Annotated in this window: 23 protein-coding genes and 1 pseudogene; 9 read left to right on the top strand and 15 right to left on the bottom strand. The window is 65.7% G+C overall.

From position 1 onward, the window contains the following. Positions 1–60: 60 nt before the first annotated feature. From OIM94_RS01760 to OIM94_RS01830, 15 genes are all read right to left on the bottom strand, one after another. Positions 61–1131: a tyrosine-type recombinase/integrase gene (locus tag OIM94_RS01760; protein ID WP_264608417.1), complete on the bottom strand. Its 1071-nt coding sequence runs from the start codon at positions 1129–1131 to the stop codon at positions 61–63. Further along, a complete protein-coding gene (locus OIM94_RS01765) occupies positions 1128–1319 on the bottom strand; it encodes a hypothetical protein (RefSeq protein ID WP_264608418.1) in 192 nt (63 codons plus the stop codon). Before OIM94_RS01765 ends, OIM94_RS01760 begins: the two co-directional genes overlap by 4 nt. After that, complete coding sequence (locus tag OIM94_RS01770; RefSeq protein ID WP_264608419.1) at positions 1316–1522, bottom strand: hypothetical protein; 207 nt, start codon at positions 1520–1522, stop codon at positions 1316–1318. Before OIM94_RS01770 ends, OIM94_RS01765 begins: the two co-directional genes overlap by 4 nt. Next, positions 1515–1844 carry a hypothetical protein gene (locus OIM94_RS01775; protein ID WP_264608420.1) on the bottom strand — a complete coding sequence of 110 codons (330 nt, stop codon included), beginning with the start codon at positions 1842–1844 and terminating at the stop codon, positions 1515–1517. The genes OIM94_RS01770 and OIM94_RS01775 overlap by 8 nt, the downstream gene beginning before the upstream one ends. A 252-nt stretch (positions 1845–2096) precedes the next feature. After that, positions 2097–2276: a hypothetical protein gene (locus OIM94_RS01780; protein ID WP_264608421.1), complete on the bottom strand. Its 180-nt coding sequence runs from the start codon at positions 2274–2276 to the stop codon at positions 2097–2099. Next, positions 2273–3718: an IS110 family transposase gene (locus OIM94_RS01785; RefSeq protein WP_264608422.1), complete on the bottom strand. Its 1446-nt coding sequence runs from the start codon at positions 3716–3718 to the stop codon at positions 2273–2275. The genes OIM94_RS01780 and OIM94_RS01785 overlap by 4 nt, the downstream gene beginning before the upstream one ends. Then, positions 3718–4269: a hypothetical protein gene (locus OIM94_RS01790; RefSeq protein WP_264608423.1), complete on the bottom strand. Its 552-nt coding sequence runs from the start codon at positions 4267–4269 to the stop codon at positions 3718–3720. Before OIM94_RS01790 ends, OIM94_RS01785 begins: the two co-directional genes overlap by 1 nt. Next, a complete protein-coding gene (locus OIM94_RS01795) occupies positions 4266–4751 on the bottom strand; it encodes a hypothetical protein (RefSeq protein ID WP_264608424.1) in 486 nt (161 codons plus the stop codon). The genes OIM94_RS01790 and OIM94_RS01795 overlap by 4 nt, the downstream gene beginning before the upstream one ends. Then, entirely contained in the window at positions 4748–5050 is a 303-nt protein-coding gene (locus OIM94_RS01800; RefSeq protein ID WP_264608425.1) for a hypothetical protein, read from the bottom strand. The genes OIM94_RS01795 and OIM94_RS01800 overlap by 4 nt, the downstream gene beginning before the upstream one ends. Continuing rightward, complete coding sequence (locus OIM94_RS01805) at positions 5050–5826, bottom strand: hypothetical protein (RefSeq protein ID WP_264608426.1); 777 nt, start codon at positions 5824–5826, stop codon at positions 5050–5052. The genes OIM94_RS01800 and OIM94_RS01805 overlap by 1 nt, the downstream gene beginning before the upstream one ends. Further along, the gene (locus OIM94_RS01810; protein WP_264608427.1) at positions 5823–6128 is read right to left on the bottom strand and encodes a hypothetical protein; all 306 of its coding nucleotides are present in this window, start codon (positions 6126–6128) and stop codon (positions 5823–5825) included. The genes OIM94_RS01805 and OIM94_RS01810 overlap by 4 nt, the downstream gene beginning before the upstream one ends. Then, positions 6125–6262, bottom strand: a complete 138-nt coding sequence (locus OIM94_RS01815; protein ID WP_264608428.1) for a hypothetical protein — start codon at positions 6260–6262, stop codon at positions 6125–6127. Before OIM94_RS01815 ends, OIM94_RS01810 begins: the two co-directional genes overlap by 4 nt. Beyond that, positions 6262–6441: a hypothetical protein gene (locus tag OIM94_RS01820; protein ID WP_264608429.1), complete on the bottom strand. Its 180-nt coding sequence runs from the start codon at positions 6439–6441 to the stop codon at positions 6262–6264. The genes OIM94_RS01815 and OIM94_RS01820 overlap by 1 nt, the downstream gene beginning before the upstream one ends. A gap of 128 nt (positions 6442–6569) precedes the next feature. Continuing rightward, positions 6570–6926, bottom strand: a complete 357-nt coding sequence (locus OIM94_RS01825) for a hypothetical protein (protein WP_264608430.1) — start codon at positions 6924–6926, stop codon at positions 6570–6572. A gap of 194 nt (positions 6927–7120) precedes the next feature. Continuing rightward, positions 7121–7858 (bottom strand): helix-turn-helix transcriptional regulator, encoded by a 738-nt coding sequence (locus OIM94_RS01830; RefSeq protein WP_264608431.1) that lies wholly within the window; start codon positions 7856–7858, stop codon positions 7121–7123. On the opposite strand from OIM94_RS01830, the gene OIM94_RS01835 reads away from it, so the two are divergent. The 9 genes and pseudogenes from OIM94_RS01835 to OIM94_RS01875 all read left to right on the top strand — a co-directional run. Further along, positions 7857–8222: a hypothetical protein gene (locus tag OIM94_RS01835; RefSeq protein WP_264608432.1), complete on the top strand. Its 366-nt coding sequence runs from the start codon at positions 7857–7859 to the stop codon at positions 8220–8222. The two genes, OIM94_RS01830 and OIM94_RS01835, sit on opposite strands and share 2 nt — an antisense overlap. Beyond that, positions 8219–8692: a phage regulatory CII family protein gene (locus OIM94_RS01840; protein WP_264608433.1), complete on the top strand. Its 474-nt coding sequence runs from the start codon at positions 8219–8221 to the stop codon at positions 8690–8692. The genes OIM94_RS01835 and OIM94_RS01840 overlap by 4 nt, the downstream gene beginning before the upstream one ends. Further along, the gene (locus OIM94_RS01845; protein WP_264608434.1) at positions 8689–8991 is read left to right on the top strand and encodes a hypothetical protein; all 303 of its coding nucleotides are present in this window, start codon (positions 8689–8691) and stop codon (positions 8989–8991) included. The genes OIM94_RS01840 and OIM94_RS01845 overlap by 4 nt, the downstream gene beginning before the upstream one ends. A 137-nt stretch (positions 8992–9128) precedes the next feature. Then, entirely contained in the window at positions 9129–9683 is a 555-nt protein-coding gene (locus tag OIM94_RS01850; protein ID WP_264608435.1) for a hypothetical protein, read from the top strand. Next, the gene (locus tag OIM94_RS01855; protein ID WP_264608436.1) at positions 9683–9880 is read left to right on the top strand and encodes a conjugal transfer protein TraR; all 198 of its coding nucleotides are present in this window, start codon (positions 9683–9685) and stop codon (positions 9878–9880) included. Before OIM94_RS01850 ends, OIM94_RS01855 begins: the two co-directional genes overlap by 1 nt. A gap of 16 nt (positions 9881–9896) precedes the next feature. Continuing rightward, on the top strand, positions 9897–11102 hold the full coding sequence (locus OIM94_RS01860) for a DNA polymerase III subunit beta (RefSeq protein WP_264608437.1): 1206 nt from the start codon (positions 9897–9899) through the stop codon (positions 11100–11102). Continuing rightward, entirely contained in the window at positions 11102–11812 is a 711-nt protein-coding gene (locus OIM94_RS01865) for a hypothetical protein (RefSeq protein WP_264608438.1), read from the top strand. Before OIM94_RS01860 ends, OIM94_RS01865 begins: the two co-directional genes overlap by 1 nt. A gap of 105 nt (positions 11813–11917) precedes the next feature. Then, a complete protein-coding gene (locus tag OIM94_RS01870; protein ID WP_264608439.1) occupies positions 11918–13054 on the top strand; it encodes a CHC2 zinc finger domain-containing protein in 1137 nt (378 codons plus the stop codon). Continuing rightward, a pseudogene (locus OIM94_RS01875) lies at positions 13051–13272 on the top strand (DUF2312 domain-containing protein); the annotation flags it as partial. The gene OIM94_RS01870 and the pseudogene OIM94_RS01875, both read left to right, overlap by 4 nt. Between the last annotated feature and the right edge of the window lie 225 nt (positions 13273–13497).

The following is a 13497-nucleotide window of genomic DNA, read 5'->3' on the forward strand; positions in this document are numbered from 1 at the left end:
TTCAGCATGTTAGTGGTAGGTTGGACAAACGCGAAGGGGTAGGGTTAGACAAATCTACGGTCAATCCTTGGTCGAATACAGCCCGTCAATCTGCTGAATCGCGCCGTCCGCCAGCCCCCGTTTGTTGGCCGCCTCGGTATAGGTGCGCACCTGGCTGGAGCTTTTCCAACCGCCCACCGACATAATCTGTTCGTCGGTGAGGCGGCTTTCGGCCATGCGGCGGGCGATCGCCTTGCGCAGGCCGTGGGCGGTGCATTTCGGCAGGCCTGCTTCGTCGCACCATTCGCGCATCTTGTTGCCGAAGCCGTCCTTCGTGAACGGCTTGCCGAACTCGGTCACCAGGTAGGTGCTGATGCCGACGCTGGGCATGGCATCGATCGCGCGGCGAAGATCGGTGGCGAGGGGCATCCAGATGTTATCGCCGGTCTTCCCCGCCTGATAGTTGATGCGGCCATTGACGATGTGCTTCGGGCCGAAGAGGCGGGCGTCGCCGCGGCGCTGGCCGGTCCAGAGGATGATTTCCAACGCCAGCCGGGCCTTGGTGCCCAGCTTGTGGTGCTTCTGGTACGCGGCGATGTCTTCCTCGCTCCAGGTGTGAAACCCCTGCAGCCGTTCCTTGCCCACCTTCTCCGCATCGGCCACGGGGTTCGAGCTGATCCACTCGAGCTTTTTGGCGTAGGCGAACAGCCGCAGTAGTTCCTTGCGCAGCTTCACCGCCGCGACCTGGCCACCGAAGGTCCGGCCGTTCTTCAGCTTCTGCTTCTCGGTGCGCTTCATCAGGATTGCCTCGATGTGTTCGAAGCGGAAATCAGTGACGCGATCGTTGCCGAACTCGTTGCGGAAGCTCTCGATCAGCCAACGGCGGCGGGTACGCGTTTCGGCCGTGCCCTTTGCGGCAAAGTCGGCCGCGCGATAATAGCGAGTGCATAAATCGTGAACGCTGCCCGGCGCGTGGCGCGTTTCCATCTGCGACGGCACCCCGGCGAGCAGCGCCTTGTATTCGGCTTCGAAGCCGGGCTGATCGGGCAGGGTCTTCATGTATACGGGAGCCACTCCCGCCTTTCGGAAGCGCGCGCGCAGCTTGCCGTGGCGATCGGGGGCGATGGTGACGTTCTTGTACCGCGTCTTCATCGGCCGGGCAGGATCCTATCCAGGGGGTTCGGGGCTTTCTCCACGATCATCATGGGATCGTCGCTGGCATCGATCACCATATTGCCGTTCACGTCAATGCCGACTCGCACGCGCGCAAAGCCGGCCTCACGCGCGCCGGAGAGGGCGCGTTTGATGTCCGCCTTTCGGAAGCGCGCGGCGGCAGTCACTCTTTCTCCTCCAAGATGCGGCGGACTGCGATGGCGAGGTCCGTAAACCCGTAGTTCGGGAACGGCCCTAGCAAGCCCTTTTCTCGCAGTGCGTGCCGGGCAGGCCATTTACCACCACCCTCCGGCAGGGTCAGCGCCAGCATCGCCTCCCGCTGCGCCTTCGTCAGCTTCCCCGCAATCTCTCTCGCTCTCTCGTCAGACATTGGACTGATCCTTCTCCGGATTGGGGGCCTGCAAGCCGATCGGTTCCAGCGGCATCATCCCATGCTCAAAGCGCCATCGCGACACGCCGCCGCAGTTGCCGCAGTGAAGCGCGTCAATCTTCGGATCCGTCCAGCTGTCGAAGTGCCAGCCGTCATGGGCCTGCGCGCATTGCTTGCACCATGGGCACTGCTGGATACCGCCGAAGCGGCGCAGAAGCCTGTCGAGAAAGCGCCGATGCAGCCAGCCGATCAGCTTGCGCTCAGCATTTCCAATGGCACCAAGATCAACGGTGGTGAGTTTGAGCCAATCGTCGTCAGACATTGGTAGCCTCCGATGCGTGGGCGCGGGAAAGCATTGACAGACGGACGGATCTAGCCCGGCGGCTATTGCACCAAGCCGGCTTGGAGAGCGCGACATCTACCGGCCGAACAGTCGCGCGGGTTGCCGTCAATCGCTCGACAATCGCGTGATATTCCAGCCCTGCAGCCGGGCCGGGATGAACGATGACCCTATCACCAACGGCGATCTCCACCGTCCCCGCTTCTACTCGGTCGGCTAGTGTGGTTAGGTCGGTCATGCTGGCTCTCCCCGAAGATCGGCTGCGGTAGGTTTGTCCAGCACCCCAGTCAGCCGCAGCTTGGCGAACCGGGTCGTACCCTCGTCATCGATCATTACGGTTAGGGTTTTCCCTTCAAACCAGCTTTCCAGGCCAAGGCTGCTGCTGATTTCGTCAAGGATTTCATCTTCGCTCATCCTTCCGCCCCTCCGTGCTTGGCGAGGGTGGCGAGAGCGGACTGGATGGCGTCGATCAGGCTCTTGCCACGGCCAACAATGTCCAACTGAAGCTCATCTGAGGAGCCGCTTTCGCGGAACACCTGCCACCCCGTGTCTTCGCTAGCCCCCTCGGGGACGGGCGAAGCATAGTACTGCAGGCTAAGCCGGTGCTGGCCGCTGAACCAGTCCAGCGCCTCTCGTAGCTTCCGGTTGTCCTTCCTTAGGGCGAGTATTGATTCATCATAGAAGTGGGCGAAGTAGAAGCCTTCCATAAAGGCAAGGCGCAGGCTTCGGTTGATGTTGTTAAGAACGCGGTCTTCTGACCTCGGCCAAACACCCAACGCTTGATCCTCTGCCGCTTGCGCAGCACTCAGAGGGACTGGGACGATCTCTTCGTCCGAATCCTCCACAGCGTCCCCGTTGGTGGGATTGGGTGGGGTGGCGACGTGCTGCGGAAGCGGCGAATGCTTGGGCTTGGCGGCCTGCTTGGCGCGGATCGCCTCCACTTTCGTCCAGATGCGTGCCAGCTCCGTTTCGCCGTTCGCGTGCATGTCGAGCCCGTTAGCGAGGCAGAGCGCGGCAAGCGTCACCATCACGCCGCCGACCTCTTGGGTGGGCTCGCCGATGTCGCGGCCGAACACATAGTCTACGAGCTGATGCGCCTCGCTGGCCGAGCATCCGCATGCCTGGACAAGCTCAAGGGCCTCTTCGAGGAAGCGGTGATTGCGCTCCTCACGGTCACCCGCGATCATCTCGCCGAAGCAGGCCATAAGCCACGGCTGCACGCGCTGCTGGAAGCTCTCCCCCTCCCCACCGCTCTCGTCGGCAACAGGCTCGCTTACCCTGTAGGTGGTCTGGCCTCGTTGCAGTTGCGCCAGATACGCTTGCGTATCCGGGTGATCATACGCTCGCGTTTCCTGGCACTTCACACAGGACAAGCCACCGGTTGCCGTGCCGTACGCCCATTGGTGTTGGTGCGGGCCAAGAACGCCGACACTGGTCGAGAAGGAACTTTTCCCTTCCAGCGCTTGAGTTTGGTTGCTTACCTCGGAGGGGGTGGATAGGGCGGCGCGAGTGGCTGCAGTGATCCGGGAGCGGACGGCATCTGCCGCGCTTGAAAGATCGCCTGACAAGTCATCGGGGTTTTCTGGCCAGAAGGCTAGCATCTCGTCGGCTTCGCGCAAAGCCTCCCGCAACCGCTGGATCTCAGCAGTCAGCGCGGCTGTGGATGCCTCGCGGTGGCGGGCCAGCATCTGCAGCGCGCCATCGGTAGACGGCAGGGTATCCGCCTGCACGCGGGCATATTCGACGGTGTGGCCGGCGGAGATCAGGCCGCCGAAAAGCGCCTCGCGATCAACGGTATCGATCATCACGGGCTGGAACCGATTCGGCACCACCGTGCCCTTGGTTGGCTTTGGCATCAGAACAATCCCGCTTGCTGGGGTTGGGGCTTGTCGGAGACGGCGCGAGGCATGCGCGCCGCCTCCTGTCGCAAGGCTGCGCGCTCCGCGCTGCGGTCTACATGGGTGCCGCCTTCCGTTGCGTCGCCGCGCGGCCAGCGGGCGCGCGCGGCCAGATTGACCTGGTGCAGGAACAGGATGTGCGGGCGATCGCAGTGCGGCCACCACGGTGCATGGTGATAGATCAGCGCTTGGATGCGGGCCAGTTGCATCGCGTTCGCCTCGTCCGGCGCGGTGGCGGCGCGCTGCGCCAGCGTATCGCGGATGCCGGCGAGATCCTGGCGGATCTCCGCATGGCTGGCCTGCAGCTCGGGCTCGTCCTGGCGAGCGACCACCGCGGCCCACATCGAGGCCAGCGCACCCATCACGCGGGCGCGATCGGCTTCCTCGGCGGCGCGCGGGTCGCCGGCCTGGCCCAGCTTGTCGGCATAGCGCTGGCGGGCAGCGTGCATGCGCGCAGCCTCCTGCGCGAGGGTGGGCCAATCGCGGGCGATCTCGTCGGTGCGATTCACTCGACGGCCTCCGCCATGTCATCCTCGCCGCAGCCGCGGCCGATCAGTTCGCCATTTTCGCCGCCGGTGAAGTCGCGCCAATGCACCCAGCCGCTCGGGCATGCGAAGCCCCACTCGCGGACCTTCGGCCCGGTGAAGAAAAGGGACACGCATGGTTCGCTGTCGATCAGCTCCAGTCGGTGGAGCGCTTCCGCCGGCCGGTGCACGATCGAGCCGGGCTCGCGAATGAACGCGCCCTCTGGCGTGATCTCGCGGTAGCGGCCGATCAGCAGCATGGAGGTGTTCGCCCACGGATGATCGTGCAGCGCCCGGTCATCGTCGTCGCGCAGGATCTCGTGCAGGTAGACGTTCTGTTGCTCGTTGCGCGGGACGATCCACCAGCGGCGGAGATAGGCGGGGGCACCGATCACGAAATCGGGCTGGCGTTGCATCATGGCGCGCGCCCAGGCGGCCATATCCTCGGGTGAGGTGTAGGAGATCATCGCGCCTTCCTTGCCGTTTTCGCGGGGTTGATCGCGCCGCCTTCGACGTCGACGCCGCGGGCAGTCAGCTGCTCTGTCCAGAGCGCGCGCATCTCGTCGGAGCAGTGCGCCATCGCGTCTCGCCAATCCGGCGCCCGGCCATGCTCGATATTGAACCGCGTCTGATAGAAAAGGCTCTGCGCGTTGTGCGGCAGCTCGGGCTTGTGGGCAGTCGCGCAGATCTCGCACGTGCCTTCGCGCGCCGGCATCAGCATCATGGTGCCGCTGCCGTCGGTGGGGATGTTGATCGGCTGGCGCATCAGTAGTCGCCCACCGACGTGATCACCGCGTCTTCGTCGATGATCAGCTTGGTGCCGCAGGCAACATAAGCCCGGAGCTTCTGCTCGATGCCGTAGACGCGGCCTACCCAGCTCTTGGTCGCGGCCGGCTTGTCGTGAACATAGAACCCGGCGATGCTGCCGTCCTTGTCGACCATCAGGCGGTATTTCGCCTTGTAGAGATCGCGGCCTTTCAGGACCTCGCCATCGTCGAGCTTGATCCAGGTGCTGCCGTAGTCTTTTTGTTCCACGACGACCGTGATGTGCTCGCCCCACTCGCCGTCGTCCTCGTAGGGCTTGAGCATGTAGGCAGCGATCTCGGAGAGCTTCACCTCCTTCGGAGCGAGATTCAGCAGTTCAGCCATATCGGCGGCCAGCTGCCCCGCAACCAGCGGCGCGACGCGCGCCTCGATCTGCGTCTTGAGCATGCCGGCGACGGTTGCGCCGTAGGAGGGGAGGTCGAGGCGGTCGACGCGCAGAGCCTCCTGGATCGCCTTCTCGATCAGCTTGCCGACCTCGCTATAGCTGCGCAGCGCTTGGGCGATGCTCTCGACGATCAGTTTATCGACGCGCGTCTGCACCTCCTTCTCGATGAAGTCGGGCGTCATGCGCCGCGCGACCGCGGCGCTGATCAGCGATGTCAGGTCAGCGGCTTCTGCCTCGGGAACGCAGTGCGCCGCGCACTTCGTCTGATACAGCAGGCGCTGGCTCGGGCAGTCCGGTTCGTCGCATGCGCCAATGTTCTGATCGGTACTCATTCTGCGGCCTCCAAGTCGGTGCGCTCGCCCAGCTGGGCGGCGATGCGGTGGTAGGTTCGGTTGGCGTGCGCGGCGCGGGCCGCGGGGCCGTTGGGCTCTGCCGGTCGACGCGGGCCGAGCGCCGTCAGGATCTGCTCTGCCGCGATCTTCGCGAGGCGCGTCAGGCGTCGGCGGCGGGCGCCGAGGTACGTCTTGCGCAGCAGCGGCGGGACGAGCGCCCAGCAATCGGGGCAGAGCATCTGGCGGGTTTCGCGCAGGCCGGAGCAGCCCCGGCGCTTGCAGGCATAGCGGCGGGCCGTCATGGCAACGGGCTCCAGCCAAGGGCCAGCGCGGCGGTGGCGATCACCACCAGCACCAGCGTCCAGAGCATGGCGAAGGCGAGCGCGCGGCAGCTGTCCGCGCCGTCGGGCAGCAAGGGGCGCTGATCGCGGGGCATCAGTGGGCACCCGCGAGCGCGAGCGCGATCACCGCCCCGGCAAGGATTGCGACCAGGTGCGACCAGCGTGCCGCCGATGCGGGGCCGGTGTCTCCGAATCGCTCGCGGTCCCAGCGCAGATGCAGGGCGGCGAAGCGGGCCTTGGGCAACACATTCGGGCCGCTGACCATCCGCGCCACTGGACGAAGCCGGCCGCTGCGGGGGAGTGAGATTGCTTTGCGAGGATTCGCCACTGTCGCCTCCATGCTTGATGGAGGCGGTGAATAGCATTATTGCTCTTCAGTGCAATGGCAAAATAGCAATAATGCTAATCTAGCAGCATGGCTTTCCGGATGGCGGTGGTTCTTACCGTGGCAAGGGAACCCCCTGCGACGATGCGCGCGATGCGGCGGCAGTCGAAAAAGCTCGAAGCGGTGCTCAGTCCGTTATCGCGCATAAAGGTGCGCACGTAGTTTGCGGGCCAGCTTGGTTCGTTGAGAAATGGGCTGCCGCGGCTGACGAGTCTGCCGCTTGGGCCGGTAATTTCTTCGTTGAACATCTGTGCGGGCGTTACAGTGCAACTGTAGCCATGGCCGCTGGTCGGTGGGGAGTTTGGCAGCTTGTCGAGCGCAATCTTGGTGAACGTGTAGCCGATGCTCGTAAGCTGAGAGGCGACAAGGCACACGTAATGCCCGCTTTTGGGCCAACATCGTATCGCCTCGGTCCCAAAGCTGGCATCGCCTATCACGGACTCTGCGACCATGCTGCTTTCGGGTGCAGGCTCCCACTTTAGGCGTGGACTTTCAGCTGCTGCTGATTCGTTTCGATCGTCCGACGTTGGGCTGCACGCCGATAGGGCTATAACTGCGGCGGTGCAGATCAGAGCCTGCGGGCGAACCAAACCGGCCTCCCCATGATTGATGCCTCTTCCTCTGAGAGCTCTACCTCGGAGTAGCGGGGGTTCGCGGAAAAGACCCGATAGTAGCCGCGTTTACCTGGGCAACGCTCGACAAGCTTCACCAGGTAGGCGTCGCCGTCGAAGATGGCGAAGGGGCCGGGCTGGATCGGGTTGCGATCTCGTTTGTCGATCAAGAGCTGATCGCCGTGATGAAAGATCGGCTCCATGCTGTCGCCGCGCACATTCACCATTTCGAAATCGGATGGGCGTCCGCGTAGCTCGCGCTCGACAAGATGCCGAGGAACCAACGCTGTCGCTTCCTCACCGTCGCCGGTGCCGCCACCGCCCATGCCCGCATATGTGGGAAGAACCTTGACCGTGACGTAATCTGGATCGTCGGTTGGCGGAATGAAGTCAGGTTCGGGCCGAGTCCAGCCCGGGAATTCAGGGAACCTTGCCTTCAGCTTGCCGAGCGTGGTGGTGCTAATCCTTGAATTTGCAGTTCCTGCATAGGGTCGCGTCACCGTGGTGGCGGCAACGCCAGCCTCGCGGGCGAGCGCTGTCGGAGTAAGCTTCACCCACTGGCAAAGCTCGCGAATTAGCGCCTGATCGTGTTCGAGCCCGGACATGTCGCAGCGGATAGCAAAATCGCTAATCGAGCGCTGTTTGCAAAAATGCTCTTGTCGAATAGCAAAAATGCTCATACCGGTGCGTTCCATGACGGAAGATCCTGTAGACGCGCTATTCGCCAAGGCTGAAAGGGCCGGCGTCCGGATGTCGGAAGCCTGCGACCTGGTTGGCATCGCGCGCTCAACCCCTTCACGCTGGCGGCACGGTAAGAGCGGCGCCAACAGCAAGAAGATCCGCGCGCTGAGCGAAGCAATCGACGCTGTGTTGCGGGATCGGGACGGCGGTGATCATGCCGCCGGTGATAATTCGCAGGCGCAGCAAGCGTCACGCGGAAGTGAAACGATTATTTCCGACACTTCGGAACTAGGTTCTGCAGCCGTTCCTTCTGGATCCGTTGCGGCTGCAGCCGAAGGGGAGGGGGTGTCTACCCTCCCCGGAGGGCTGGCAGCATGAAGCCGGAACGCCTGGCGCTGAAGCGCGCCTTCGCAGAGACGATCAAGGGCGTGGGCGGGCTGGAGGCGGCGGCGGGCTTCTGCCGCGTCGGCAAATCCGTGCTGGGCGACGCGCAGAACATCAACTGCCCTGATCGCTGGCCCTCGATCGACGTGATTGCGGATCTGGAGCCGCTGGCGCGCGAGCGCGAGGGCTGGCCGCACATCACCCGCGCGCTGTGTCGCGAACTGGGCGGCACTTTCGTGCTGCTGCCGACCGCACCCGCCGGGGCGGGGGACTTTCTGCGGACCGCCGGCCAGCTGAGCAGCGAGGCGGCGGACGTGACGAACGGTGTGTGTTCGGCACTGGCCGACGATCAACGGATCGACGCCCGCGAGGCCACGGAAATCAGCAAGCAGATTGCCGATGCGCAGGCGCTGCTCGCCGCGCTGGATGAGCAGATGTGCGCCATCATCGAGGAGGGAAAATGACGATCATGCACCTGGTGGCCAGCGTGCCCAGCCTGGGCGCCCACAAGCTGGCGTGGATCATCGGCAGTTCGGCCGATCCTGCCGACGATATCGCGCGCTTCGGGCAGGCCGTGGGAAACCCGGCGATGTTCGAGCGCGTGCTTTCCGGCGAGGTGGTGCCGTGCGCCAGCATGGCGGCGGAGATTCAGCTGTGGAGCATGGGCACGATCCAGCGCCGCGACTGGCGCCGCAGCGCCTGCCGCTGGTGGTTCGAGCGGCCGATCGGCTGGTTCAACGCGCGCGTGCGCCAAGCGGCCTGAGCCATGACGGGGGGCGGGACCATTCCATTTTTTGAGATCGGCGCGGGGCCTTCGGGCCGCGTGAAAGCGCGCCGTGGCGAGCCGGCGTGGTTTCACCCCCTCCCGCGTCGGCTCACCGTACCTTTCGAGGTGCGGACATGAGCGCGCTGGGTTCCGACAAGAACGATGCCGCGGCGGTGCGGTTCCAGTTGCCGCCGCTGGCGATGGCGATCGAGGCGCAGGCGTTCCGCGAGTGGGTGGAGCGCGCCGCCGTGGGTGACACGCAGCTCTATGCGCAAGGCATGGTGCCGCCGCGCACCTCGGCGACGTGGGTGCTGGCGGGCGAGCTGGCCGCAGCGAAGCTAGTGACGCTGAAGAGCCGGCGGCTGGCGGGCGGCAAGATCGAGTGGTTCGCGGAGAAGCTGGCGGCGCAGGTTGTGCCGGCGGCGATCGTGGTGCGGACCATCCCCGATCCGATGATGCGCCGCGTGGCCGACGAGGTTCTGCGGTGCGCCAATGCCGGGGAGCCGTGCCCGACCGATGGCGAGCTGGTGGTGCGCTGTGGCCTGCCGGGCACGGACGCGGCGAATTATCGGCTGCGCAAGGCGGTGAAGGCCGGGCTGGTGCAGCTGCAGCGGCCGATGCAGCCGGGCGAACGGCGGATCGCGACGGACCCGAAGTCGGGCCGATCGACGAAGCGGGCGATGGTGTGATGGCCGACGACGCCGACATCGCCAGCGAGATTGCCCAAGCGCGGAACGAACGGGCTATCGCCCAGGTGACCGCGCCCGGTTTCGAGGCCTGGGTGTCAGGCAATTGCGAAGAGTGCGGCGACGAGACGCCAAGGCTGGTGGAGGGCAAATGCGCCCCCTGCCGCGAGCCCTGGCCACCCCTGCCGCGCCGATATTGAGCGGAGGAAGGCAAGCATGATCGAGATCGAAACGTGCAAGTTCGTGCAGGCGGTGGATATAGCGGGATCGGTGGTGGAGCGCCGATCCTCGATCCCCGTGCTGCGGCAGATGCATGTGCATGCCAATGGAGCGCTGGCGATCAGCGCCACCGATCTGGACATGGGGTGCGAGGTGAAGCTGCCCTATACCGGCGCTGCGCAGAGCCCGTTTATGCTGCCCGAGCCGGATCGGCTGCGGAAGGCCATCGCACATGCCGGTGGCGGCGCGATTCTGCTGGAGCCGCAGGACACCGGGGCGGTGGGCGTGGCGACGGGCGATTTCCGCCTGGCCGTGAAGGGCGTGCCGCCGGAGGATTTCCCGCTGGACATCATGGCCGGGTTTGGCCGGGACGTGCTGACGTGCGTGCTGGGCGGCAGCGAGCTGGACGCGATCGCGCGGGTTTCGCACGCGATGTCCAGCGAGGAAACGCGCTATTACCTAAACGGCATCTACCTGCATCCGATCGACGAATGGACGCTGCGCGCCGTGGCGACTGATGGGCACCGGCTGTTCTGGGCCAATTTGAAGGTGCCCGGCGCGGTGCAGGATCGCAGCGGGTTCACCGGCGTCATCCTGCCGCGGGCGCTGATCGCGCGAGCGCTGAAGCGGTTCGCGCGCTGTGACGAGGTGGCGTTCGTGGTCGGCTATGCCGCGCCGGCAAATGCCCCGTCTGCGGCGGAAGGCACCGCACCGGCGCCGGTAGGCTATCCGCGCGTAGCGATGGCGGCGGCGGTGGGCGACCTGAAGGTGACCTTCCGCAGCAAGACGATCGACGGCACCTTCCCAGACTATACGCGGGTGATCCCGAAGGGACACGAACATCGTGCGGTGATGGAGGTGGCGGTGCTTCGCCGCGCGCTCCAGGCCCTGGTGGTGGCCGGTGTGGAGAAGCTGCCGGGTGTGAAGTTCGAGCGGGAGGGTAAGACCCTGATCTGCTCAGTGGCGGCGCATTGGGGCGGCGACGACAGCCGCGCCACGGTGCGGGTTCCGGTGCTGGACAGCGTGGGCATGCCCGAGGGGTGGCAGATCGGGTTCAACGGTCGGTATCTGCTCGACTGCCTCGATGCATGCCGTGGTAGGCTAGTGACGTTCGGGCTGAGCGGGCCGAATGATCCTGTCACCATCGTGGACGACGTGGATCCTGTCGATTTCGGCATGGTCCTGATGCCGCTGCGCGTCTGATGGCCGTCGGCACGCTCCCCACGTCCTCGCTTGGCGCCCAGCGTGCAGGTGACGCGCTCGGCTATTTCCCCACGCCGCCGTGGGCGACGCGGGCGCTTTGCGAGTGGCTGGATGCCGAGCTGGACGAGCCGATGGCCGTCCAGACGGCATGGGAGCCGGCGTGCGGCGAAATGCACATGGTTCGGCCGCTGCGGGAGCGCTTCGCCGAGGTGATCGCCAGCGACGTGCAGCCGTACGGCGATCACCAGCTGATCGACTTCCCGTCCTTCGGCTGGGCCTATCCCAAGGCCGATTGGGTGATCACCAATCCGCCGTTCTTCCTGGCGGAATCGTTCATCGCCACCGCGTTCGATGCCGCCAAGCGCGGCGTGGCGATGCTGGTGCGAACCGCGTTCCTCGAATCGGAAGGACGGGTGAACGGGCTCTTCACGGCGAATCCGCCCAGCTATGTGCTGCAGTTCGCCGAACGGGTGGTGATGCTCAAAGGCCGGCTGATCCGCGCCAATGCCGTCGACCCGTTTGCGGAAGTGGAAGGGCGAAAGGCCAGCTCGGCGACCAGCTATTGCTGGATCGTGTGGCTGCGAGGCGCGGACGGACTGTGGCCCGGCGATACCCGGCTGCGCTGGATCAAGCCCTGCCGCGCCCGCCTAGAGCGGGACAGCGACTATCCGGACTATTGCGTGCTGCCCGCGGGGCCCGCGCCCACCTGATCGGGAGAGCGGGGCGGACACCCCGTGCCCTAGCGCCCCGCCGGGCGGCGTCTCCCGAAGCCCGGCACCCAAATCAGAACAGCCCGAAATCTACGGGGGGAATCCGTGTCGCCACCTTCTGCAAGCCTTGCCGATCTGGACGCCATCCGGCGCCGGCACTCGCTTTCCGGCCTGATCGGCAAGCGGGTGAAGCTGCGGCGCAGCTCGGGCGGGTTCAAGGGGCTTTGCCCATTCCATAAGGAGAAGACGCCCAGCTTCCATGTGAGCGACGCCACCGGCACCTATCATTGCTTCGGCTGCGGTGCGCATGGCGACTTGTTCCGCTGGGTGGAGGAAACGGAGGGCGTCGACTTCAAGGAAGCCGTCCGCCGGCTGGGCGAGGGCGAGCCGATCCAGGCAGACGCGGCGATCGCGCAGCGCGCGGGGCCGCGGCGGGAGGATTCGGCGATGGTGCCGTCGGTGGAGGTGGCGCGGTGGCTGTGGCGCACCTCGCTGCCCTCGCCGGGAACGATCGTGGAGCGCTATCTGCGCGGGCGCGGGCTGGATACTGGCGGGGTGCGGCAGTTCCGCATGCTCTCCGCACTGCGCTTTCATCCTCGGGCGGCGGTGGTGCCGTGGCGCGTCGGCGCTGTCGAGAGCGATGTGCGCAAGCGGGCGCCTGCGATGCTGGGCCTGATCGTGGATCGCTACGGCCAGCCGATGGGGGTGCATGCCACCTATCTGCGGCAGGACGGCAGTGACAAGATCGAGCGCAAGATGTGGGGCGGGCTGCAGCGCGGCGCGGTATGGCTGCAGGGTTGTCCCGGCGACGTTCCCGGCGCGCGAATCGCGGTCGGCGAGGGCATCGAAACGGTGTGGAGCTGGGTGCAACGCAACCAGTGGGACGGTGCCGCCGCCGCCGCATTGAGCCTCGACAATCTGCAGGGTGGCATCGCGCGCAAGGATGGCGTGTGGCCGATGTGGAACATCCGCGCCGAGCTGGGGCGACCGCCGTTCCTGATCGAGGGTGCGGCAGAGGCGGTGGTGTTGGTCGATGCCGACATGAAGCCGATGGCCGATCAGAAGCTGCAGTTCCGCCGCGGCGCCAAGTGGGTGCGCGGGACGATCGGGCAGGCAGAACGCGCGCAGATCTGCGCGACTGCGGCGGTGCAGCACTGGCGGCACGCCGGCGCGGGCCTGGTGCGCGCCGAGCGCCCGCCGATGGGGATGGATTTCAACGACATGGTGAGGGCTGCACAATGAGCGGGGATCGGCTGCGGCTGTTTGTGGAGCGCATCGAACGGCTGATCGAGGAGCGCGCCGGCATCAGCGACGATATTCGCGACGTGTACGCCGAGGCCAAGGCCGAAGGCTATGACACCAAGACGATCCGGCAGGTGATCGCGCGGAGGGCCATGGAGCCGCATCACCGTGCCGAGGCCGAGGAACTGCTCGCCACCTATGAGGCGGCGCTCGGGATGGAAGATGCCGAGGCGCGCGAGGCGATCACCGTGCTGCGCCCCGATGCGGCGGCGATCGCGCTGGACCTGCTGACGGCGGAGATCGTCGCGCTGGAAGACGGCAACCAGGCGGCGATGCTGGTGGAGCATGTGCTGTTCCTGCTGGATCTGCGCGCCGAGATCGCGCTGCTGCGGGCGCAGGAATCGGCGCGGCGGAAGCTCGCCAAGGAGGAGGGTTTCGACAGC

Origin of the sequence: Sphingomonas sp. R1 (assembly GCF_025960285.1) — a bacterium.
Classification (GTDB): Bacteria; Pseudomonadota; Alphaproteobacteria; order Sphingomonadales; family Sphingomonadaceae; genus Sphingomonas.